At 49.4% G+C, this 23,130-nt stretch carries 24 protein-coding genes; 10 read left to right on the top strand and 14 right to left on the bottom strand.

Features of this window, described 5'->3' with window-relative positions; translation table 11 throughout:
* Positions 1 to 3 precede the first annotated feature (3 nt).
* The 8 genes from NE619_RS12125 to NE619_RS12160 form a co-directional block, all read right to left on the bottom strand.
* On the bottom strand, positions 4 to 417 hold the full coding sequence (locus NE619_RS12125; RefSeq protein ID WP_256132688.1) for a hypothetical protein: 414 nt from the start codon (positions 415 to 417) through the stop codon (positions 4 to 6).
* A complete protein-coding gene (locus tag NE619_RS12130) occupies positions 414 to 830 on the bottom strand; it encodes a hypothetical protein (protein ID WP_256132689.1) in 417 nt (138 codons plus the stop codon). The genes NE619_RS12125 and NE619_RS12130 overlap by 4 nt, the downstream gene beginning before the upstream one ends.
* A complete protein-coding gene (locus NE619_RS12135) occupies positions 817 to 1,308 on the bottom strand; it encodes a DUF4860 domain-containing protein (protein ID WP_256132690.1) in 492 nt (163 codons plus the stop codon). Before NE619_RS12135 ends, NE619_RS12130 begins: the two co-directional genes overlap by 14 nt.
* A gap of 8 nt (positions 1,309 to 1,316) precedes the next feature.
* Positions 1,317 to 1,622: a hypothetical protein gene (locus tag NE619_RS12140; protein WP_256132691.1), complete on the bottom strand. Its 306-nt coding sequence runs from the start codon at positions 1,620 to 1,622 to the stop codon at positions 1,317 to 1,319.
* A gap of 10 nt (positions 1,623 to 1,632) precedes the next feature.
* Complete coding sequence (locus tag NE619_RS12145; RefSeq protein ID WP_256132692.1) at positions 1,633 to 2,679, bottom strand: type II secretion system F family protein; 1,047 nt, start codon at positions 2,677 to 2,679, stop codon at positions 1,633 to 1,635.
* Positions 2,680 to 2,695: 16 nt separating this feature from the next.
* Positions 2,696 to 3,622: a transglutaminase-like domain-containing protein gene (locus NE619_RS12150; protein ID WP_256132693.1), complete on the bottom strand. Its 927-nt coding sequence runs from the start codon at positions 3,620 to 3,622 to the stop codon at positions 2,696 to 2,698.
* A 150-nt stretch (positions 3,623 to 3,772) separates the two neighbouring features.
* On the bottom strand, positions 3,773 to 6,310 hold the full coding sequence (locus tag NE619_RS12155) for an FAD-dependent oxidoreductase (RefSeq protein WP_256132694.1): 2,538 nt from the start codon (positions 6,308 to 6,310) through the stop codon (positions 3,773 to 3,775).
* An 89-nt stretch (positions 6,311 to 6,399) separates the two neighbouring features.
* Positions 6,400 to 7,032 (bottom strand): recombinase family protein, encoded by a 633-nt coding sequence (locus NE619_RS12160; RefSeq protein WP_256132695.1) that lies wholly within the window; start codon positions 7,030 to 7,032, stop codon positions 6,400 to 6,402.
* A gap of 265 nt (positions 7,033 to 7,297) precedes the next feature.
* On the opposite strand from NE619_RS12160, the gene NE619_RS12165 reads away from it, so the two are divergent.
* On the top strand, positions 7,298 to 8,887 hold the full coding sequence (locus NE619_RS12165; RefSeq protein ID WP_256132696.1) for a leucine-rich repeat protein: 1,590 nt from the start codon (positions 7,298 to 7,300) through the stop codon (positions 8,885 to 8,887).
* Between the two features lie 344 nt (positions 8,888 to 9,231).
* Here NE619_RS12165 and NE619_RS12170 read toward each other — a convergent pair whose 3' ends face one another.
* The 5 genes from NE619_RS12170 to NE619_RS12190 form a co-directional block, all read right to left on the bottom strand.
* A complete protein-coding gene (locus tag NE619_RS12170) occupies positions 9,232 to 9,951 on the bottom strand; it encodes a PepSY domain-containing protein (protein WP_256132697.1) in 720 nt (239 codons plus the stop codon).
* Positions 9,926 to 11,344, bottom strand: coding sequence for a sensor histidine kinase (locus NE619_RS12175; RefSeq protein ID WP_256132698.1), 1,419 nt, complete (start codon positions 11,342 to 11,344; stop codon positions 9,926 to 9,928). Before NE619_RS12175 ends, NE619_RS12170 begins: the two co-directional genes overlap by 26 nt.
* Positions 11,341 to 12,018, bottom strand: coding sequence for a response regulator transcription factor (locus NE619_RS12180; protein WP_256132699.1), 678 nt, complete (start codon positions 12,016 to 12,018; stop codon positions 11,341 to 11,343). Before NE619_RS12180 ends, NE619_RS12175 begins: the two co-directional genes overlap by 4 nt.
* 150 nt (positions 12,019 to 12,168) lie before the next feature.
* Positions 12,169 to 13,236 (bottom strand): DUF5067 domain-containing protein, encoded by a 1,068-nt coding sequence (locus NE619_RS12185; protein WP_256132700.1) that lies wholly within the window; start codon positions 13,234 to 13,236, stop codon positions 12,169 to 12,171.
* A gap of 157 nt (positions 13,237 to 13,393) precedes the next feature.
* Positions 13,394 to 13,738 (bottom strand): helix-turn-helix domain-containing protein, encoded by a 345-nt coding sequence (locus NE619_RS12190; RefSeq protein ID WP_256132701.1) that lies wholly within the window; start codon positions 13,736 to 13,738, stop codon positions 13,394 to 13,396.
* A gap of 369 nt (positions 13,739 to 14,107) precedes the next feature.
* Between NE619_RS12190 and NE619_RS12195 the strand changes: the two genes are divergently transcribed.
* From NE619_RS12195 to NE619_RS12220, 6 genes are read left to right on the top strand one after another with little or no spacing between them, the layout of a single operon-like run.
* Positions 14,108 to 14,368: a YabP/YqfC family sporulation protein gene (locus NE619_RS12195; protein WP_148397113.1), complete on the top strand. Its 261-nt coding sequence runs from the start codon at positions 14,108 to 14,110 to the stop codon at positions 14,366 to 14,368.
* Entirely contained in the window at positions 14,365 to 14,736 is a 372-nt protein-coding gene (yabQ, locus tag NE619_RS12200) for a spore cortex biosynthesis protein YabQ (protein ID WP_256132702.1), read from the top strand. Before NE619_RS12195 ends, yabQ begins: the two co-directional genes overlap by 4 nt.
* On the top strand, positions 14,705 to 15,163 hold the full coding sequence (locus NE619_RS12205) for an FtsB family cell division protein (protein ID WP_256132703.1): 459 nt from the start codon (positions 14,705 to 14,707) through the stop codon (positions 15,161 to 15,163). The genes yabQ and NE619_RS12205 overlap by 32 nt, the downstream gene beginning before the upstream one ends.
* Positions 15,153 to 15,686 carry a ribonuclease M5 gene (gene rnmV / locus NE619_RS12210; RefSeq protein ID WP_256132704.1) on the top strand — a complete coding sequence of 178 codons (534 nt, stop codon included), beginning with the start codon at positions 15,153 to 15,155 and terminating at the stop codon, positions 15,684 to 15,686. Before NE619_RS12205 ends, rnmV begins: the two co-directional genes overlap by 11 nt.
* Positions 15,687 to 16,559, top strand: coding sequence for a 16S rRNA (adenine(1518)-N(6)/adenine(1519)-N(6))-dimethyltransferase RsmA (gene rsmA, locus NE619_RS12215; RefSeq protein ID WP_256132705.1), 873 nt, complete (start codon positions 15,687 to 15,689; stop codon positions 16,557 to 16,559).
* 6 nt (positions 16,560 to 16,565) lie between these two features.
* The gene (locus tag NE619_RS12220) at positions 16,566 to 18,545 is read left to right on the top strand and encodes an LTA synthase family protein (RefSeq protein ID WP_256132706.1); all 1,980 of its coding nucleotides are present in this window, start codon (positions 16,566 to 16,568) and stop codon (positions 18,543 to 18,545) included.
* Between the two features lie 2,077 nt (positions 18,546 to 20,622).
* Here NE619_RS12220 and NE619_RS12225 read toward each other — a convergent pair.
* The gene (locus NE619_RS12225) at positions 20,623 to 21,366 is read right to left on the bottom strand and encodes a GH25 family lysozyme (RefSeq protein WP_256132707.1); all 744 of its coding nucleotides are present in this window, start codon (positions 21,364 to 21,366) and stop codon (positions 20,623 to 20,625) included.
* Between the two features lie 85 nt (positions 21,367 to 21,451).
* On the opposite strand from NE619_RS12225, the gene NE619_RS12230 reads away from it, so the two are divergent.
* Genes NE619_RS12230 through ybaK form a run of 3 tightly spaced genes read left to right on the top strand, consistent with a single transcriptional unit; the run spans position 21,452 to position 23,091 of the window.
* Positions 21,452 to 21,985, top strand: coding sequence for a GNAT family N-acetyltransferase (locus tag NE619_RS12230; protein ID WP_256132708.1), 534 nt, complete (start codon positions 21,452 to 21,454; stop codon positions 21,983 to 21,985).
* The gene (locus NE619_RS12235) at positions 21,975 to 22,607 is read left to right on the top strand and encodes a GNAT family N-acetyltransferase (RefSeq protein ID WP_256132709.1); all 633 of its coding nucleotides are present in this window, start codon (positions 21,975 to 21,977) and stop codon (positions 22,605 to 22,607) included. Before NE619_RS12230 ends, NE619_RS12235 begins: the two co-directional genes overlap by 11 nt.
* Before the next feature lies 1 nt (position 22,608).
* The gene (gene ybaK / locus NE619_RS12240; protein WP_256132710.1) at positions 22,609 to 23,091 is read left to right on the top strand and encodes a Cys-tRNA(Pro) deacylase; all 483 of its coding nucleotides are present in this window, start codon (positions 22,609 to 22,611) and stop codon (positions 23,089 to 23,091) included.
* Positions 23,092 to 23,130 lie beyond the last annotated feature (39 nt).

Raw genomic sequence — 23,130 nt, forward strand, 5'->3', positions numbered from 1 at the left:
CTGCTACTTGCTATCCTCCTGTGATATATTCTCTGTTTCCCATTTCAGGATCGTCATGTGGTCAAAAGCGCTGAATGCCGCTTCTACCCGCAATTCTTTCCCTTTACTGACAGGCACCTGAAAGGCAATAATCTGCTGTCTGTCAGAATTAGTTACATTATAACCTTTTTTTGCGATAAAGTCTTGCACTTTTCCATTTTTTATTGCGACAGAAATTTCCGCCAGTATTTCGTTGGCTTTGGCATCGGCGCGATAATATGCGGTTACGGAGTTTTGGCTCTTTTCGCTGAGCTTATATTCGCTGTCAGCGGAAACATAGGTAAGGACCGCAAAGCAGGTAATTGTAAGGATAATCAGGATGACTGCCAGCGATACGGCACCCATGCCGACAAATGATCTCAGACCTTTTCCTCTCATGGCAGCTCCTCCCCTAAAAATTCTTTTGTTTCCAGACGATATATGACCGCTCCGTCTTTTATGCGGGTAAAAGAAATAACGGCAGTCAGGAGCAGGCCCTTCTCACGGCAGGAAACATCAGCCCGGTAAACCTTTTCGCCGCCGGTCTTCCAGTCTTTATCATAATAGATGGTAAAGGCATCGTCGGCATCCAGAAGATCCCTTGCTTCATCGAGGTCATTTTTACAGGCTTTTATGGTATCCGCTACGGATACGGCCTTTACGACCGCGCTGCTGAGGTCATTGGCATCGTTATTTTTATTGCCGGAAAAAACGAAAAGCGTGACGCAGACCACTGCCGCGATAATAAAAAACAGCAGCAGAATTCCGATTTCCAGTAAGAACATGCTTCTGCCGGAATTATTTTTCTTCATGTTTCACCTCCGGCTCGCAGGCCCGTATAAAAAGATCCGTCTGTGAGCGCACGCCCTCCGGCGACACTGCCGTTATTCGCAGCAGATTGTCCTTCACTAAACGGAAGTTCAGGTCCTTTAGAGAAAGCACCGGCTGGCCGAAGCTCTCAGTCACAGAAGTTCCTTTTTTCACCATCGCTTCCCGGAGCTGTCCGTCAGCGAGAAAAATCCAGGTTTCATATTCGTCCTCGGCCAGAACGAGCGCCTGCTGGCCGCTTTTCAGGCTGGTGAGGGACACTGCGTCCTGCCTGTCCCCCTGATGGAGCTTTTGGCTGAAATAAAGCGAGGCGGTACGGATCTGATAGGCCTGCTGATTGTGGGATACGGTCTTTTTATAGACGTTTGCGCCCAGGACCACCAGGACTACGGAGGAAAGGGCAAAGGCTCCTATGAGAATGACTATGAACAAAATATCGATCATGTGGCGTCTTTTTTCCATGCTTTCACCTACCGCTCCTTTTCAAAGACAGATATTTCGGGCACCAGGTTGGAACCGATGAATTTATAATGATAGACATATTTATCTCTGTTCAGATCCAGCGTGTAATTGTCCTCCAGATATTTCAGATCCTTGGGATATTCCCCTTCCAGAGCATAGCACTGCACGGCATAGTTGCGGATCGATTCCTCCAAAAGCTGCTGCCGGTCCCGGTTCACCCTCTGATCCAGAAGGCCGGAGACAAATACGGCACAGCCGATAATAACCGCCAGGGATAACAAAAGCAGCACTGCGTTTCGGGAAGCTTTCTTCATAACAGCCTCCCTACATGGACGTCATGATCTTCATCAGAGGAAGCATGACAGACAGAAGGACAGAACCGATAATGAGACACATGATAATGACAACCGCCGGCTCAATGCCGGAGATGACGCGGTCAATGAACCGGTCCGTATCGTCACTGAGGCGTTCGGCCGCCAGATTCATCATTTCTTCGGTGCTTCCTGTTTTGAGGCCCACGGCGATCATGGCCGAATAGCGGGAAGTCAGAACGCCGCTGGCCGTGAGGGCGCTGGGAAAGGATTCTCCCCGGTCCATAAGGGCTTTAAGTCCGGAAAGCTTTTCCCTGGCTTTTGAGGAGCGGGTAAGCTCAAGGACCATGTCCACGGCTTCGTCCACATTGATGCCGCTGGCTAAAAGAAGGGCCATAGAATAAGCGAACTTATTGGATTCGGCTTTCTCGGCAATGCCTGCGGTGAGGGGAAAACCTTCGTAAATCCGGGTAAGGAGCAGACGTCCCTTTTCCGTCCTGCGGGCAAGGCCATAAAAAATCAGTCCCACAGCGACCAGGGCCAATACGCAGACCGAAACGACAGCCACCGTGCTGCCGGAATCGGCCGCCGCTGCCAGCGGAGCCGGGAGCTGAGCGCCCACCTGATCGAATACCTGTGAGAATACGGGAAGGACTTTAATCATCAGTACGGCCAAAATAACCAGCATAACGAGGATCATGACCAGCGGATAAACGACAGCGCTGCGGATGCTGCTTTTCAGATGTTCCTGCCGCTGATAATAAAGGGCCAGGGAAGAAAAAACTTCTTCCAGCTTTCCCGAATTTTCACCGATGCGGATCATCCGTATCATATAGTCCGGAAAGCATCCTGCCCGGGTGAGGGCATCGGAAAGGTCGCTGCCCTGCTCAATGTCCTCAGAAAGAGCATGGTAGAGCTGACGGTCGTCAGCAGCCTCGGTGTTTTCCTCCATAATCAGAAAGGCGTCATAGAGGGGAATGCCTCCACTGAAAAACATTCCCAGCTCGCTGAGAAGCAGGGAAATCTCCTGCGGTTTTTTCTGTCGGGTTCTTTTATCCATAGCCGGTCTCCTTCAATCAATAGAAATAGAGCGCATTGTATCTGCTGTCATTGGTGATGTCGTCCATCTCGCCGCTGGAAGCCGCGGTGGTGGGATCCATCATGGTCCAGTTCTTACCGTCAAACTGAATGATGTTATCCACCCAGCCTTCATCCTCCGTGTATACACTGATCCAGGCATGGTATACGTCCCCTGCGTAGCCGATCACCAGCTTGGTGGGGATGCTCTGGATGCGGAGCATGGAACTCATGACAGAGGCATAGTCAAAACAGATGCCCTTTTTCTTTTCCAGGACCTGATCGATATCCGGGAGGTAATCCGTAGCCACGCTTTCTGCCAGATCATAGTCGTAATCAATGGTTTTGGTGACGTAGTTAAAGACATCCTCGACCTTTTTCAGGTCGTCTCCGCTTTTCGCCGTCACCTCATCGCTCAGGGCTACAATGGGGTCGTCAGCCGTATATTTGACGTATTCGTTGGGATAGAGGAAAGGAAGGTTTTCGTCTTCCAGCTTGACATTTACCTTCTCGGAACATGCCTGCATGTACTGGCTCCCGCCGGCATTCTCAAAGATCGCGATGGTATAGTCGCCACTTCCGTCAAAGAATGGAAAGATTTCATAGCTTCCGCGCTTGAGAAGGTTGTAGGTGTAGGTTTCGCCGTCCTTCGTCATCTGCATCTTAACCTTTTTGTTGTTTCCCAGATACTTGACGCAGACGTACCCCTGGGATATGTTGGAAACGTCAATTTCGGCCGCGTCATTCTTTATGATTTTCTTCCCTTCGGCCTTGGCGATTAGCACAGGCCCTCTCTCCTTATGGGAACCGGAGGAGGCGTTGTCCTTTTGCGCGTCCTGGCCGCCGCCTCCGCAGGCGCAGCAGGCAAGCAGAAGAACCAGGAGCAGAGAAATAAAAGATATTCGATGAATTTGTTTTGTTTTCATGATTTATGTACCGCCTTCTGATGCTGATTATTGCCACTCAATTATACCAAACCGCAGCGGGTTTGGCAATTTAACAGGGAGGAATAAAAGAGACCCGCGGGTCTTCTGCAAGCCCGCAAGTCTCCTCATGGAAAATTATTTTATGCCTTGTTACAGAACACTCATCATATCTTCCAGTGTCTGTTTCTTCTCATATCCTTCCAGCAGTTTTGCCGATTGATTGACATCGCCGATGAGAATACCGCCTGTGAAACGATTGTTCACGAAGTACAGTTTCTTGTAGATGCCCTTGGCCGGGTCTGCCAGCTGGATTGCTTTGTAATTGAGTCCTTCCTTCTTGCCGTTGTCACCGATGGCAAAGAGGTTGATACCCATTCCGCTGTAAGAGTTGGACGGAGTTACAGGCTTGTAGGTCAGGCTGTCTCCGGCTGCGTTGGCACCGGCGACCTTTCCCATTTCCAGGCCCTGGCTCCAGATTCCTATGCTGACGCCGTTTAATGCGGCCACATCACCGCAGGCATATACGCCCTCAGCGCTGGTCTCCATTTTCTCATTGACCTTGATCCAGCGGTCGCCTTCAATGCCGGCTGTAACAGCAACGGCAGAGTTTGGCTTGACGCCTGCGGAAATGATCACCATCTGTCCGGCAATCTTCGTTCCGTCAGCCAGGTCTACGCCGGATTCTGTGATCTGCTCAATCTTAGCTCCCGTAATAACGGTAAGCCCGGATTTTTCAGCAGCTTCCTTCAGCAGCTGAGCTGCCTGCTGATCCAGCTGGTTTTTCATCAGCCCGTCGGATACTTCCAGAATGGTCACGTTTTTTCCTGCTCTGCGGAATTCCCAGGCTGCTTCCAGCCCCAATACGCCGCCGCCGATAACAGCGATATCGTTTACCTGATTGATCCGTTCGCGGATCGCGTTGGCGTCTGCCAGTTTTCTGATGGAGAAAACATTGGCATTGTCCGCACCCTTGATCGGCGGGATGTTGCATTCCGCGCCGGTCGCCAGGATCAGCTTGTCATATTTGCGCTCCTGACCTCCGGAAAGGGTGAGCTTTTTCGCCGATGTGTCGATGGCTTCCACGGTGGTATCCAGGGTCAGCGTAATGTTGTTTTCCTGGTACCAGTCCAGCTGCTTCGTGAAGAAGTTGAGCGCATCGAATTCGGAAAGGATTCCCTTTGTCAGCATCGGCCGATTGTAGCAGAATACGCTTTCGCTGGAGATAATCTCAATTCCGCATACCTGATTTCTCTTTCTGATTTCTTCGCACGCGGAGAGAGCGGCAATTCCGCTGCCTACGACTACGATATTGTCTCTCTCTGAAGAGGAGAAGGTAACTTCTTCATAAGGCACTTCTACGAACTGCTCCGGACCAACTCCGCAGACCGGACAGCTTTCAGGCGGCTTCGGCCCCTCGATAATTTCTCCGCAGACCAGGCACTTCCATCTTCTGTTTCCTGCGCTTACCGGTTCCGGTTCAACGATCGCTCCCTCGATGACAGAGCGTCCAAAGTTATATCCGAACTCATAGGCTTCCGCCAGCTGAGCCTCCGATGGCTTGAAGCGCACTCTCAGGCCCTTGCCGTATACTTTCATGCGCAGCTGTTTGAGCCGTTCCACCATATGGGGAACTGCTTCGCCGCTCCATCCGTAGGAGCCGAACGCAGAAGCGATTTTGCCTCCGTGTGTCACCGGATAGATGGAGGTGGTCAGGTCCCAGATCGGTTTCAGGGCTTCGCCGAGGATGGTCGGTGTTCCGAAGAGGATTCCGTCGGCCCAGTACAGTTCGCCGAGGACCTCCGCCTGATCGGAAGTTACCATGTCGAAGAGTTTTACTTCCACATCGCCGGAAGCCTTGATTCCTTCCGTGATCTTGTCTGCCAGAACCTGTGTGTAACCGTAAGCGGCCACATAAGGAATTACTACGGTTTTCTTTGTGTTGGGGTTGACCTCGGTGGACCAGCCTTTGTAAATGTTGATGATCTTCCATGGATCTTCATCCAAAACAGGGCCGTGTCCCGGGCAAACCATGTCGATTTCCAGGTCGCGGATCTTGTCGATGGCTTTCAGCACGTAAGGTTTGAAGGGGCCCATGATGTTGTCGAAATAGTAGCGGAGGGCGCTCATATACGCATCCTGATCGGTGATCTTGGAGCTGAGGATCTGGTCAAAGCTGTAGTGCGCCCCGAAGGAGTCGCAGGTCAGCAGGACTTTATCCTCTTCCACATAAGTATACATTGCGTCCGGCCAGTGGAGGTTCGGCGCCGCGATGAACCTGAGCGTCTTATCTCCCAGGGAGAGTGTGTCGCCTTCTTTAACAATGACAGAAGAGAATTCCGTATTGCAGATTTCTTTCATAAAGCTGATGGCGGTCGCGGTACCGACCAGCTTGATGGCCGGGTTCATCTCGATGAGCTTTTCGGCGGAGCCGGCGTGGTCCGGTTCCGTGTGATCTACGATGATGTAGTCGATATCTTTGATATCGATCAGAGATGTGAGCTTATCCAGATACTCGTCCATGCACTTTGCCTTAGCTGTCTCAAAGAGCGCTGTTTTTTCAGAGCCTTTGAGCAGGTAGGAGTTATAGGTCGTACCGTATTCCGTATTCATGATGATATCAAATACCCGCAGCTGCGGATCCAAAATTCCTGTCCAGTAAAGTCCTTCTTTCAATTTCAATGTTTTCATAAAACAACCTCCCCAATTACTAGTTTCAAATTTTCCATGTAACTATCCTATACCCTTTGGTAAAAAAAGAAAACACAAAGTTGAAGATTTTAGGTAAAATTTTTTGGACGGGAAAGGCGCATATCGCGGTTTCTGCGCCGGATAAACCAGCGAAGCTGATTTTCCGTCAATCCCAGCGCCTGCTTCATCTGCGCAAAGGAAAGCGTTCCCCCTCGCCACCGCTGGTAATAGTCCTCAAATCCCTTGGGAAACGGGGACTTCCTGCGTCCCAGGTGTACGCCCTTTGCCCGGGCCACGGCGATGCCCTCCGCCTGCCGCTGGCGGATATAGTCCCGCTCGGTCTGTGCCACATAGGATAAGAGCTGCAGCACGATATCCGCGATGAGCGTGCCGGTCAGGTCCCTGTGGACACGGGTATCCAGCAGGGGCATGTCCAGTATCACAATGTCCGCTTCCAGCTCTTTGACGATATACCGCCATTCCTTTAATATCTCTTCATAGTTGCGCCCCAGACGGTCAATGGATTTTACTACCAATATGTCCCCTCTTTTCAGCTTCTTACGCAGCTTCTGATAGTTGGGGCGGGCAAAGTCCCTGCCGGACAGCCTGTCAGCGAAGAGCCTCTTTTCCTCGATTCCCCAGCTTAGCAGCTCCATGCGCTGCCGTTCCATGTTTTGGTCGGAACTGGACACCCGCATATAGCCATAGAAAATTTGCTTCAAATAAAAACACCTCCTGTCTGCTTTACAGAGGTATTTTATGAGAAATTTGATTTTGAAGAAAGGTGTACTTTTCTTCAAAAGAAAAATCTCTCGATTTTTTACGCCGTTTTGCTCCGAAAAGCAGGAAAACGATTGTTTATACAGCCATTTGATGGTATGATTTGTAAAGAAACAGACGAAAAAAGCCTTTGAGTAAAAGTACACCTTTACTCAAAAGCTCGTTAAATAAAAAGACAAGTACTTTTTAAAGAAGAGGAGTGGAAGAATGAGCGGAATGAAGAGGCTGCAGGCGGTGTTTCTTGCGGTATGCCTGACGCTGCTTAGCGTCATTGGGACAAACGCTGTGGAGGTCCATGGGGTTGTCGAGGATACTTTTACTGCTAAAATCACCAATACATTGCCGGGCGGTCAAAAGCAAATGATCAACTGCACGTTTAAGATTTTGGAAGAACCGGGAGACAGCGGTAAGGGCAAGGTACAGGTTGGTAATGGGAAAGATATAGCTATTGACCGATCTACTAACGGAAGCATTGAGATAACAGACGAAGTGAAGGATAGCGCAACCGACAAGACATACACTGTCGAAAGCATTGGTGATCAGGCGTTTTTGTCCTGTAGAAGTTTGAAAAGCACAGGATTGGGAAACAACAGCAGCATCAAAAGCATTGGTTACAAAGCATTTACTGATTGTTGGAATTTAACAAGCACAGGATTGGAAAACAACAGCACGGTAAAAAGTATTGGTTACAGTGCATTTGGCCTGTGTGGTTGTTTAACAAGCACAGGGTTGGAAAACAATAGCATGATCGAAAGCATTGGTGATTCTGCGTTTTCCAACTGTAGCAGTTTGAAAAGCACGGGACTGGAAAACAACAGCACGGTAAAAAGCATTGGTATCGGTGTATTTTCCTCCTGTAGCAATTTAACAAGCACAGGGCTGGAAAACAACAGCACGGTAAAAAGCATTGGTCTCAGTGCATTTGCCATGTGTAGCAATTTAACAAGCACAGGACTGGAAAATAACAGTACCATCGAAAGCATTGGTGAAAGGGCATTTTTCCAGTGTTCCAGCCTGAAAACCGTAACCCTGCCAAAGGACAGCAAGGTAGCTACGATTGGAGATCAAGCATTTAAGGACTGTACGGAACTGACATCTTTCGTGATTAAAGGAGATAAGGTGCCAGCCTTTGGAGCGAACGTATTTGAAGGCGCGGCAAGTGGTTTCGCTATTTATTACCCCGTTCATGTGACCAATGGCAGCGTGGCCGCAGATCCGGGAAAACAAATTGACAACAGTTTTGCTAAAGGCACAGAGGTTACTATCACAGCTGATTCTGCAGAAGGAAAGAAATTCAAGAACTGGTCGGTAGACAGCGGCAACGTGTCGCTTACCGATCGCGAAAGCGCCTCAACCACCTTTGCCATGCCGGAAGAGGTTGTGAAGGTCACGGCCAATTATGAAAACATCGAATATACTGTCACCGTGGGCGGCGGCACCGGCGGCGGAAAGTACGTCATGAACGACACGGTGACCATCACCGCCGATCCGGCCCCGGAAGGCAAGCGCTTCAAGGAATGGCAGATAGTGAGCGGCAAGGCCGTTTTAGCGGATCCGGCAAAGGAAACAACCACCTTCACCATGCCGGCCGGAAACGTGGAAGTGAAAGCGGTATATGAGGATATACCTGCCGGACATGAGGGAGAAACAACCCCGCCGGGAAACGATGACAGCGCAAAGCCAGCCGCGCCCCAGACAAGCGATCCGTCCAATCCGGGATTGCTCCTGTTCATCATGCTGGGAGCGGGAATCACAGCGGTGGTTTCCTATAGGACCAGAAAGAAGAAAGCGCAATAAAGAGGAATGCTGAGGCCGGGGGAAAAAAAGTTATCCAGATTCGCTTGTTTTAAGTGGAATCTGGATAACTTTGCAACGGTTCCAGCGGTTCATTTTTTAAAATCCGGCCATTTGGCGCGAAATAGGCCAAAACAGGCCCCTCCAGCCCACAACTTTTATCCATAAAGAAGGTTTTTTTGCTGAATATGGGTAAAAGCCCCGGTTCCGCATAACCCGGCCTCAACTCCCCGGACACCAAAGATAGAGAAGCAAACTAAAATCCGGTCTTTCGGGTCACAAGAAAACAAAAAAGGCTGGCGCATCAGCTTTATCAGCTAACGCGTCAGCCTTTTTCATTGGCCGTATTAGTCGTCGTAGTCGTGATGATCGTCATGGTCGTCGTGGTCGTCATTGTGATGCTTGTACTGATCCAGAACCTCGGTGTCGTAATCCATCACTTTGCCGGTATAGGCATTGATTTCATATTCGTATTCCCGGCTGCCGGAGATGAATTCAATTTCATAGGTTTTAACGCCGTCATCCGAATCCAGCTTGGCTTTCGTTATCTTTGCCGCCGATGCGGAGACGCCTGCGTGTTTGAATGCGATGCTCTTGGCCTTGTCGATGCCAATGTACTCCGATGAAGAGGCTTTGCCCGAGGGATTGGCGGCCTGCTGAGTCGGCGTCACGGCAGCGGCATCAGTGCCCGAACCGGCCGGATTTGATGTTCCTGCCTGCGGAAGCGGGGCCTGTGCGGTAATCGCTTCGCTGCTCTTTTCCAGAATATTTCCCGTTTTAGCCTCAATTTCAAAATCATATTCATTGGAAGCTGTATAAAATTCGATGTCATAAACCACAGGTCTTTCGGAGCGGTCGATCTCTACCTTTGTAAAAGTGGCTTTGGCTGGCGAAACCCCTACGCTTTCAAGGGCGATGGTCTTTGCCTTCTCCGCGCCGATGTAATTTCCGCTGTCGTGGGCGAGGGATGTTTTTACCATCATCCCCGCTGCGAATCCAATGGCGCAGAGCACAATCGCCGCGACCACGATCACCAGCGTTTTATTTTTTAGAATCTTCTCTTTCATTTTCATTTTCCTCCTTTTTTAATTCTCTGTTTAGCGGCAGTGAAATGGTGAAACGTGTTCCCTTCCCCGGAACGCTGTCGGCGGTAATCGTTCCGCCGTGGGCCGACACGATCCATTTGACCATGGACAGGCCCAGACCGGAACCGCTTCCGGTGCTGCGGGAAGGGTTGACCTGATAAAAACGATCCCAGATCTTTGGCAGATCTTCCGGGGAAATGCCGATACCGTCGTCGATCACCTGGCTGATGACCATGTCATCTTCTTTTTTCAGGGTCACCCGGATAAAGCCGCCTTCCTTTCCGTACTTGATTCCGTTGGAAATCAAGTTGATGTAGATACGCATGAACAGGGTTTCATCCACACAGGCGAAGACGTCCGGCTGGATATCCCGCTGAATGGATATATTCCTGCGGGCGGCCAGATCGGCCTGCTCCAGCGCCACCATGTCGGCAATATCGCTGACATTGATCCTTTCGAATTCCAGCTGCGCGGTTCCCTGATCGGCACGGGCCAGCATCAGCAGCTGACTGACCAGAGCGGACATGGTCTTTGACTGGGCAAGGATGACATCCAGGGCAGCCTGGGCTTCTTCCAGCGAGGATGCCTTTCGCAGCGCGTATTCGCACTGAGCCATGATAACGGAAATCGGTGTCCGCAGCTCATGGGAAGCATCGTTGGAAAACTGCTTTTCCGCTTCAAACGAGGACTGCAGGCGGTCCAGCATGCGGTCAAAGGTGGCGGCCAGCTCATAGAGTTCGTCTTTGCTGTTGATCCGCACGTCCAGCCCGATCCGCTGGGAAAGGTCCTTGCTCGCTTCGATGCGGCGGGCCGTTTCACTGATCCGAAAGACCGGACGGAAGGCCCTTTTGGTAATGTAGTAGCCGCCCAATGCCGCCAGAAGAATCAGCAGCGGCAGCGCGATCAGGAACATTTTCATCATAAAGGCGATTGCCGGGTCGGACTTGGCAAGATCCGCCGAGGTTACGCCCCGTACCCACACGTCGTCGAAGTTTTCATCGCTGATCAGATGATCGTATACGTAGAACTCTCTTCCGCCGTCCGTTTCCCTGCGCACCTGCCCCGATTTAAAGGGAATCTCTTTTTTCACCCCTGCGGGCAGCGAGCCGGTGACCACGAAGTTGTTTTCCTTATATACCAGAATGTACACGCCATCCCGATAAGTTACCATATCATCGTCAATTTCCAGGATTCCGTCTTTGATCTTTACGTCCCGGCAGCTGTCCTCCACTGCGGCGGTCAGATCTCCCATGACGTTTTTCTGAATCAGCCGGTTGCTGGTATAGATAAGGGAAACAAAGACCAGGCACACCAGAATGATCAGAAAAAAGACGTACCAGATGGTGACTCGGGTTCTTATGGAAAACTTCCTCATTTTTCGTTCACCTTCAATACATAGCCTGCCCCGCGAACCGTGTGGATCAGCTTTGGCTCATAGCCATCGTCAATTTTTTTGCGAAGGTACCGGATATAAACGTCGATCATATTGGAGGAACCTTCGTAATCATAGCTGACCACATGACGTTCCAGAGTATCACGGGAAAGCACCATGTTTTTGTTCATAATCATGTATTCCAGAATGGAAAATTCTCTGGAAGAAAGAGAGATCTGCGTATCGCCCCGCTTTACCTCGCGGCTTTGGCTGTTTACCGTCAGGTCCGCCAGGGTATGGATGTTGGTCTTGCTGCCGTTTTTTTTGCGGGTCAGTACGCGGACCCGGGCCAGCAGTTCTTCGAAAGCGAAAGGTTTGGTCAGATAATCGTCCGCCCCCAGATCCAGTCCTTCGACTCTGTCGGATATGCTGTCCCTGGCCGTGAGGAACAGAACCGGCGTATCGCTTCCCTGGCTGCGCAGCTGTCTGAGCACATCCAGTCCGTTCACCTTGGGCATCATGATGTCGAGAACAATGGCATCGTAGTCCGCTGCGGCGATATAGTCCAGAGCCTCCGAACCGTCCAGGCAGGAGTCAACGCTGTAGCCGCTGTCCTTGAATTGCTGGGTCAATATTTTATTGAGATTTTTTTCGTCTTCGGCAATCAGTAAACGCATATTTGCACCTCTCTTTTGATTATGGCATAAGGATAACATGAGAAAATTAAAGTTAAATTAAAAAAGCGCGACATTCTTGGAGATAAAACTTTCGAATGTCACACTTTATTTATTACAAAATCTTTGGCTTATCAATCCGTTTCCCGAATTTTATTTCAACGGAATTTCCTGCTCCTGGCTGATCTTTTTCGCGAGATTTTTCTCCGACTGGTCGGTTACTCTCAAGGTGATTGGCGTTTCTTTGTCCTGGAGGGTGTAGATTAAGGCAATTTTTGTTTTGTTTCCTTTCTGCACGTCCTTGGCAGCGTTGAGCAGTTCCTTGTTGTCCTCCTCCGTAATGCCCATGGGACATTCTGTGTCGCCCTGGAATACCTGGGGATAGAAAGTTATCTGCGCAGTGCTGGGCTCTTCTTTTTTATTGGTATAATTAAAGTAAACAAGTACCGCCGGGTTGCCGTCATAGTCTTTGGTCGTCTTGATTTTCAGGTACTTCAGAGTGCCTTCATCATTATCCATATTGATCTTGTCAACCCTGGTCGCTTTGCTCTTTTCTTCCGTAGTCTGTGTGGCCGCGTCTTTTTTGTCCTTACTGCCGTTGTCGCTGCCGCCCAGGATTCCGGAAAAGGCAAGAACCAATGCGATAACGATGACCACAGCCACGGCTGCGATGATTAAGTACTTCTTTTTCTTTCCGGGAACATCGTCGTCCTCTTCCCAATCCTGCTGAGGCTCCGGTTCCGCTGCTTCTGCTGGTTCTGCGGGTTCCGGCGGTTGCTGCGGAGCAGTCTGAGGATTCTGCGGTGCGGCCTGCGATTCCTGAGGCGCGGCCTCGGCAGCCGCGGAAGTCTCGGGAGTTTCCGGCTCCGACTTTTCATAACTGCCGGTTTGTGGAGTTTCCGGTGCGGACGGCTGCTGCGGGGTAAAAGCAGGCTGGGTTTCGTTCTGCTGCTGAGCCATGGCGGCCCGCTGCGCTTCCTGCCGCTTTTTGTCTAAGGCCGCGACCTTTTTAAAGATGTTCATGACCGTAGCTTTATCCTTGGGGTCATAAGGCAGCGCCAGCCGTTTGCCGTTGTAGTCGAATACGAACGCGGGCTGATCCCCGCTGCGGTGGGCGATGTTTGACATATTCCGGTAATAAAGTTCGTATCCTGCGTAAGTAACCGACTGGCCTGTAAAAACCAGAGGCTTTCCGTTTACCTGTAATGCGATCTTGTCCATAAATTCACTCCTGATAAATACTATATCCACTGTTAATAACAACAATTAAGATGCAAGCTCATACACTCATGCACCTATTGTACCATGTTCTCCGCGGTGTTCTCAATAGATTTGACGTGAGATTCTGATGTTTTATGCAAAATATCAGGACATGTTTTCATGTTTCCGGCTCCATAAGCAGTATTAATTCCTGAAATAAGGATGCGAATTTCAGCTTTTTCTCACTGGGAAGCTCTGAGACGGTATCAAGGGTTTTTAATAATAAGAGCGCGCTTTCCAGATGCTTTTCCGAAGAAGAAAAAGAGAGCAGCGTCAGCGGATCGACTTCCAGGCGGCCGGCGATATGCTCCACGGTATCCATTCTGGGGTTTCCGGTACCTTTCAGCAGCTTCTGCGCAGAGGAACGCGAAATCCCCAGCTCTTCCGAAAATTCAGAAATGGATTGGCCACGACTCGTTCGGATGGCATTCATCATGTTCGACAGATTTTTCTGTAATGTCACAAATAATCACTCCCTTCTACAGTCATACGGGAGAAGAATCAAAAAATACAGCTTGTCAGATCGAAATGTTGTACCGTTATTTCGACATGTTTCGAATTTTTTCGACAGATTTTGACAAAGCGCCTCTATTATAGCTCCTGTCATACGCAAAAGGATAAAAATGCCATCAAAGGGATGCACGAAAGAAGGGGGCTGACCCGGAGAGCGTCTTCCCGGAAATTTAAGAAAAATCTATTAGAACCGTAAGAAGATCGTAATAAACGGAAGCGATTTTTGGACTATAATAAGAAAGCAGCGCAGAGTACATAAAGGTAATCGTTCTAGGAAACTTTCCCGGGCAATATACTGCTAATAAGGAGGGATTTGCCTATGGAAAACCATGTAATTACCATTGATAACAGGGAAAAGATAACGGTCACGGAAGTGGCTGATATCGACAACTTCGATGAAGAAGAGATCTGCGCCAATCTGAAGACGGGGGGCCTGCTGATTAAAGGCAAGGGACTGCACATCCAGATGCTCGATCTGGGTGAGGGAAAAGCTGTCATTACGGGAGAGATCAATTCGCTCGCTTATACGCAGAAAAAAGACAAATCGGAAAAAGGACTCATTAGAAAGATTCTTAAATGAGTATACAGCTGACCGATCTGATAAAGGAGCAGGCCAGCCAGTGTCTGGTCATGCTGGGAGCGGGCATCGCTTTCATGCTTTTCTATCAGTTATGCTCTTTTCTTTGCGGGCAGGTGAGAATTCACAAATGGGTTCGCGTGTTTCTTGAAATCTTCTTCTGGCTGGCATCCGCGGTGATGACATCCCAGTTCCTGTACTACTGCGCCTACGGCCGTATCAGCGTCCACGCGGTCTGCGCGTTTGCAATAGGGGTTTTGTTGTGGAAGAAATGCTTTTGTGGTATAATACTCCCAACTTACTGTGAGGGAAAAAGGACAAGAGGTTTGAGAAAGAGACATGGCAAAAAGAAAAAGGAGCAAACAATTTAAAGATACCAGCCAGGTAATCGATATTGAAGAGGCTCGCAGGAAGAGGCAGGAGAAGAGGAGCCGCCAGCATAAAAAGGGGAGACTGAACCAGCGGCCCGCGCCCGAGCGGCCTGTCAGGGCGAGCGTAAAACAGGCGAGAAAAAGAAGGAGCATCATCTATGCCGCTATAATCCTTGCTATTGTAGCGGTAATTGGTGTATCTATTTATAATATTATAACGCTGAAACAGGAACAAAAGGAAATTCTCAGACAGCAGCAGGAACTGCAGGAACAGAAAGCGGAACTCAAGGAAGAGCTGGAACAGCTCAGCAACCCGGAGTACATCGAGGAGCAGGGAAGGACACAGCTGCGCCTGGTGCTGCCGGGAGAAAATATCTATGTGCCGTCCGCTTCCGATAAAAAGAAAGGGAACGGCAATGAAGATTAAAGAAACGATCGTAGTGGAAGGCAGGGACGATACGGCGGCGATAAAACAGGCGGTAGATGCCCATACCATTGAGACTCATGGCTACGGGATTAAAAAAGATACTTGGCAACTCCTTGAAAAAGCGTATAATGAAAAAGGCATCATCATTTTTACCGACCCGGACTACGCGGGGACGGAGATCCGCAAACGGCTGACGGAAAAGTTTCCCAAAGCAGGTCAGGCCTATCTGTCCAGAAAAGACGCTGAGAAGGCCGGAGATATCGGCATTGAGAACGCATCGCCCCGGAGTATCCGTCAGGCTCTTGAAAATGCCCACTACACCCTTGAGGAAGCCAGGGACGAATTTACCATGGAGGACCTGAGGGAATACGGACTGACCGCCCACCCCCAGGCAGCGGACAGAAGAGACAGGCTGGGCAGAGTTCTGGGGATCGGATATGGAAACAGCAAATGCTTTTTGAATCGACTGAATCAGTATGGAATTACCAGAGATCAGTTTCTCAAAAAGCTTGAGGAGATATAAATGAAGCTTTACGCGCCATCAACAATAAGAGAGATCAGAGAAAAACACGGCTTCAGGCTTTCAAAGAGCCTGGGCCAGAATTTTCTTACCGATAAAAACATAATTGACAGGATCATCGAAAGCTCGGACATTGGAGAAGAGGATCTGGTCGTTGAGATTGGACCGGGAATCGGAGTGCTGACAGCAGAGGCGGCGGAGTACGCAGGGAAAGTAGTCGCTGTGGAAATCGACCGCAACCTGATCCCCATACTGGAAGAAACGCTGGGAGCGTACCCCAATGTGACAGTCATCAATCAGGATGTGCTGAAAACAGACCTTACCGGGGTGGTGGAACGCTATCGGGGAAACGGCGGCGTGAAGATAATCGGAAACCTTCCTTACTATATCACCACGCCGATCATAATGAAGATTCTGGAGGACCGCGTGCCGGCCGACAGCATTACCATTATGATGCAGAAAGAGGTGGCGGACCGGATCAAAGCCGCGCCGGGTTCCAAGACTTACGGGGCCTTATCGGTTGCCGTGCAGTATTACTGCACCATCAGCCAGGTGGCGGCCGTTCCCAAAGAAGTGTTCGTTCCACAGCCAAAGGTCGATTCTTCGGTTCTGCGGCTGGATATCCGCAAGGAGCATCCGGTGGAACTGATCGATGAAAAAATGTTCTTTGTATGTATCAAATCCGGGTTCGGGCAGAGGCGCAAAACGCTGCTCAACTCTCTGACAGGGGCCGCAGGACTTTCTAAGGATGCGGTCAGAGAGGTATTGAACGCGGCGGACATCGACCCGGTAAGGCGGGCGGAAACGCTGAGCCTTGAAGAATTTGCTGCCATTGCCAATCATATGACAAGGCACATAAAAAATCATCAGGAGTAGAGGAATATGGAGAAGTTGAAATCTTTTTACAGAAAATATTTGCGAAACAGTATTGTATTTTCCGCGGTGCTGGCATTGGCAATGAATCTCTTCATTGAAACGATGGCAAGGCATTCTCTCATTGAGAGCTTTCGTTTTTTTGCGCAGAACCCTGCGGTCTTTTTATTTAACACGTTCATCATTTTTGCCACCTATTCGATCGTTCTGCTTTTCAGGCGAAAGATATTCTGGTATGTGGTGATTTCCGCGCTCTGGATGGCGCTGGGAATTACCAACGGCGTTATTCTGCTCAATCGTATGACGCCTTTTACGGTCAAGGATATGGCCAATCTGGGGGACGGGCTTTCCATTGCGACCAATTACTTGTCCACAGCCACGCTCATTCTGGCAATCGTGGGCATTCTGGTTCTGGTGGCGGGGTTGATCCTTTTGTTTCTCTTCGCACCCAAATCAAAGCGCAAGGTCAATTACAAAAGGAGCATTATCTCCATTCTGATTATCGCGGCAGCCACCTTTGGTGTGTGGCAGGGTGCGGTTAAAACCAAGACGGTGGCCACCTTTTTCGGAAACCTGGCGTACGCTTATCAGGATTACGGCGTTCCTTACTGCTTTATCAGTACCTGGCTGGATACGGGAATCAAAAAGCCCGACGGTTATTCGGAGCAGGCGGTCAAAGGCATATTTAAAAATGGCGAGCTGGGCAAGGACGGCACCTATCAAATTGAGCAAAAGGACGAAGACGAAAAGCATCCCAACATCATTTTCCTGCAGCTGGAATCTTTCATCGATCCTACGCTTGTGGATGGTTTCAGCTATTCCAGGGATCCGATGCCCAATTACAGAAAGCTGATGAAGGAATATTCGTCAGGCTACCTGACGGTTCCATCTGTCGGAGCGGGTACGGCCAATACGGAGTTCGAGTCCATGACCGGAATCAGCGTAAAATTCTTTGGCCCCGGGGAGTATCCGTATAAATCCGTGCTTTTGGAGAAAACCTGCGAAAGCATTCCCTATGATTTGAAAAATATCGGCTATTCCACCCACGCCATCCATAACCACAGAGGCGCTTTCTACGGCAGAAACAAGGTTTTCCCCAACCTGGGCTTTGACACCTTTACCTCTCTGGAATACATGAACAATGTAGTCAAGACAGCGAAAAACTGGTCCAAGGACGGGCTCCTGACGGATCAGATGCTTGACGCCATGAAATCTACGGAGGGAAGGGACTATATCTATACAATCTCTGTGCAGGGACACGGAAAGTACCCCACTGAGCAGATTCTGGAAAACCCAGCGGTTACCGTGACCGAAGCGCCGTCAGAAGAGCAGAGATGGCAGTATGAGTATTACGTGAATCAGGTATATGAAATGGATCTGTTCGTCAAGGATCTGACGGATCGGCTGTCCCAGTTCGATGAGGATGTGGTTCTCGTCATGTACGGCGACCATCTTCCGGCCCTGGATATGTCGGAAGATCAGATGAAAAACAATGACCTGTTCTCTACGGAATATATTATCTGGAACAATTTTGGTATGAAAAAAGAGGATAAGAACCTGGCGGCTTACGAGATTGGCGCCGAAGTTCTGGATCGTCTTGGCATCCATGACGGACTGCTGACACAGTACCATCAGAAATATCAAAACAGCGCCGACTATCTGAAAAACCTTGAGACGCTGGCCTATGACATGCTCTACGGTGAGGACTATATTTACGGAGGAAAGAGTCCTTTCGAGCCGACCGACATGAAAATGGGTATCAAGAAAATTAAGATTAACGATATTGTAAAGATCGGTGAGGACTATTATATTAAGGGCGAAAACTTCACTGAGTACAGTAAGATTTCCCTCGACGGGGAGGTCCTGGATACGATCTATCTGGGGCCAACGATTCTGGGCCTCAGGGAAAAGGTAGACCCCGATGATGTGAGCCGGATGAAGATCAGTCAGGTGGAGAAGAATAAGGAAATATTGAGTACGACAGAATAAAGAAAAAATTCCGCGGCAGGTTTTGGTGCCGCGGAATTTTTTTCTTTTTACTTGTGGCCGACCCGGGCGGGGGCGGGGCCGCGCAGACTTGTGGTCTCGGGTGCAGGTGTTGGCCCGGCTCGCGGCCCGCGGTAACTTTTTTCGAAAAAGGGGCCCTGGTTACGCAAAGTTGTGGGTTTGCGGGGTGTTGATACAGTTGAAAATGAAAATTTGTGCTGACAGGCGTCCGGAAGGCCGCGAGAACGTTGAAAAGTGCGTAACTTTTAGAAAAAATAAGGATAAGTTACCGGGCCAGCCTCCCGGGGTGTCCAGATCAACATTGAAAAATAAGGAAGAACATCAAAATTTTAGGTGATGCACATATTTGTTCAACAACGGACTCATTTTGCCTTTGTTGTTGAAGTATTTCCAAGGCTTATAGGCCCTGTGCCTGCTCAAAGCAGCGTAATTGATCGAGATTCTGCGTCTGAATGTCTTGTATCCTTGAAAAAAGTTCAACAAGAACCAGATTTTTCGCTGCATGTTGATAAAAAATGAAAACTTGTATTTCCGGGCGGGTTGAAGGCTGCGGGACTGTTGAAAGGTTACAGATTTTTGATGATCCTGCGGTCCTTCAAAGAGCAGGTAGCACAAATTTTCATTTCTTACGGTTTCGAATACCTGTAAACCTACAACTTTGGTGCGGCCCTGCAGGGTCCGGCCCCGGGCCCGGCTCCGCGGTAACTTTTTTCGAAAAAGGGGCCCTGGTTACGCAAAGTTGTGGGTTTGCGGGGTATTGATACAGTTGAAAATGAAAACTTGTGCTGGCGGGCGTCCGGAAGGCTGCAGGAACGTTGAAAAGTGCGTAACTTTTAGAAAAAATAAGGATAAGTTACCGGGGCAGCCTCTCGGATCAGCCTCCCGGGCCTGCCCAGATCAACATTGAAAAATAAGGAAAAACATCAAATTTTTAGGAAATGTATATATTTATTCAACAACGGACTCATTTTGTCTTTGTTGTTGAAGTATTTCCAAGGTTTATAGGCCCTGTGCCTGCTTAAAGCAGCGTAATTGATCGAGATTCTGCGTCTCAATGCCTTGTAGCTTTGAAAAAAGTTCAACAAAAACTCGATTTTTCGCCGCATGTTGATAAAAAATGAAAACCTGTATTTCCGGGCGGGTTGAAGGCCGCGGGACTGTTGAAAGGTTACAGATTTTTGATGATCCTGCGGTCCTTCAAAGAGCAGGTAGCACAAATTTTCATTTCTTACGGTTTCGAATACCTGTAAACCTACAGCTTTGGTGCGGCCCTGCCGGGTCCGGGCCCGGCCCGCGGTAACTTTTTTCGAAAAAGGGGGCCTGGTTACGCAAAGTTGTGGGTTTGCGGGGTGTTGATACAGTTGAAAATGAAGATTTGTGCTGGCGGGCGTCCGGAAGGCCGCAGGAACGTTGAAAAGTGCGTAACTTTTAGAAAAAATAAGGACAAGTTACCGGAACGGCCTCCCGGGCCTGCCCGGACCAACATTAAAAAATAAGGAAGAACATAAAAATTTTAGAAAATGTACATATTTATTCAACAATGGACTCATTTTGCCTTTGTTGTTGAAGTATTTCCAAGGCTTATGACCCCTGCACCTGCTCAAAGCAGCATGATTGATCGAGATTCTGCGTCTCAATGCCTTGTAGCTTTGAAAAAAGTTCAACAAAAACTCGATTTTTTGCTGCATGTTGATAAAAAGTGAAAATCTGTGTTTTTGGGCGACTGGAAGGCCACGGGACCGTTGGAATCTTGCGGCTTTTTCAACGATCCTGCGGTCCTTCAAAGAGCAGGTAGCACAAATTTTCATTTTTTCGCAAAACTCGCCTATGGTTACCGGGCCAGCCCCCCGGCCCTGTCGACTTTATTTCCAGACTTGGCTTGGGCGTGCCCGCCCAAGCCAAGTCCACAAAAAAAGCTGCCGCAGATTAGAAAAGAGCTCTAATACGTGATGCGGCAGCCTGTTTGCAAAACTATCGCTTAATGCTTGTTGTTTCTTCAGGAAAAATAAGGGCAGATTTTTTAACTTGATTCAGGTCTACGAGGCGTTTTATTGCTGTATCATAGCGGCGGGCAGCAGGGACAAGGGGTACACACTCTCTTTGTTCGCTGGACCTCAGGACGGGCCTTAACTTTCTCATGGTGTTTCAGATACACGCCATCCTTGAACCGGTCCAGATCCACCAGACCGTCGATACCGGAAATCCGGCCCCGGTCGCTGTACTGAAAGCCTTCCCAGGCCCGCCAGTGTCCTGTGCTATAAGGTTCGTCCCTCCCGTAATCGGCCACCCACAGAGGATAGCGGGCCAAACGGCGGTCCCATAGATTCTGGGCGTTGCTGGCATCGGAATAGACCATAGGTTTCAGGCCGGTCAGCTTTTCCAGCTCTTCCATATAGGCCCTGGCAATGGCATTGATTTCACGTTTGCTCAGATCACCAAACTGCTCAAAATCCATAGCCGGACGGCATTCCATATTTTTTTCGTTTATTAAAGACGCGAAAAAATGCGCCTGCCTGCGGCCCTCATCCACGGATCTGGCCGTAACAAAATGATAAAAACCGATATCCAGACGGTGCTTCCTGGCTTCCCGGTAGTTTCTTTCAAAATATGGGTCTACGAATTGGGAACCCTCTCCCGCTTTCATATATACGACCCGAATTCCTGCGTCCCGCACTCTTGCGTAATCGATTCGCCCCTGCCACTGACTTACGTCAATGCCCCTGTGCTCACTGGCAGCAAAGGCCGGCTGGGCAAGGGAAAAGCAGAGTATCAGAACGAGGACAGCACTCAATACTTTTTTCATGGTGATATTCCTCCTAATAATACGTTATGCAAAACTTTGATAAATGGGTACTTTCTATGGTATAGTTATAGGGCAGGAGGTGATTATGAGAAAACTGGAGACTGACAGGCTGATTCTTTCCCCGTGGACCAGGAAAGACGCGGCCGACCTTTATGAATACGCGAGGAATCCCAACGTCGGCCCTCACGCCGGCTGGAAACCTCACGCGGATATAAAAGAGTCCAGAAAAATTATTAAGACTGTTTTCCAACCGAACAGGGTCTGGGCCATCCGGGACAAAGAGAACGGCAGGGCCATTGGCAGCATTGGTTTTGATACGGATAAATACAGGCCGGGCGTCAACAGCAGGGAACTGGGGTACTCCCTGTCGGAAGATTACTGGGGAAAAGGACTGATGACCGAAGCGGCAACGGAAGTGATTCGCTACGGATTTGAAGAGATGAAGCTGGATATGATCTGTATCTGCACCGGTCCGGAGAACAAACGGTCCCAGAGCGTAATCCGGAAATGCGGGTTCACATATGAAGGAATGCTCCGCCGGGCCTATCGGATCTACGACGGTACATTGCGGGATGTTTTATGTCATTCATTAATGAAGGAAGAATATTATGGAAATTAAAGGATTGTATAAATTAAAAAAAGAAGACCGGGAAAAATTGATTCAAACGTATAAGGACGCTTTTACCTATTATCCCAAACTGATGGCGGCTTTTCCCGATGAACGGGCAAAAGAGGCGGCTCTTGAAGCCACGCTCCGCTACTATGTGGCATATGATATGGAGTACGGGCAGGCTTTTGCGCTGGATGAAGAAATCAACGAAGGGGTCTGCCTGGTGTATTCCCAGGACATGAATTACACGGAAGAGAGGCATATCCGCGCCGGCAGCTATTCCCCGGAGTACAAAGCGGCAATGGCCCGGCTGACAGAGGAAGAGCAGCAGCGCAGGGTTGAACTCTTCGATGAACTGGATCGGCTGGAGGAGCAGGTGGATATCCCGTATCCGCATCTCTATGCGGATTTTCTGGGCGTAAAGGAAGCTTATCAGAAGCAGGGAAGAGGGCGCAGGCTGATGAGCGCTGTCTGTGATTTCGCTAAAGAAGAGGGGCTGCCAATCATGCTTTTCACCAATACGGATGATGACGTGGCCTTTTACGAGAGCCTGGGATTTCACGTAATCGACGTGGTACATTCCGATGAATTCGGCTTTACCAACACCTATCTGGTAAAGGAGGCGCGCTAAAATGAGCCGCGGCAAGCAGAAGACCAACGCGGTGCGGATTATCGAAGCCAAAAAGATTCCTTATGAGGTTTACGAGTACGATGCTCCGGACGGATTTCTCGACGGCGTGTCAGTGGCCAGAGCGACCGGAATGCCCCTGGAAAAGGTGTTTAAAACTCTGGTGCTGCAGGGAAGCAGCCGGGAATACTATGTCTGTGTGATACCGGTGGCCAAAGAGCTGGATCTGAAAAAAGCAGCCAGACACTTTAAAGAGAAAAAGATCGAGATGATCCCGGCCAGGGATATCACCAGGGTTACCGGCTATATAAAGGGCGGATGCTCCCCCGTGGGAATGAAAAAACTGTTCAAAACCGCTGTCGATCAAAGCGCTGCTCATCAGGAAAAAATTATTGTCAGCGCCGGAAAAGTAGGACTTCAGATGGAAGTTCCCTTGGAACCGTTGTTGAAAACAGTAGCTGCTGAACTGGCCGATTTGACAGATTAAAAATTTTTTTTAAGGGTTACAGCGTGATGTAACCCTTAT

Source organism: Anaerovorax odorimutans (assembly GCF_024459955.1).
Lineage (GTDB): Bacteria > Bacillota > Clostridia > Peptostreptococcales > Anaerovoracaceae > Hominibacterium > Hominibacterium odorimutans_A.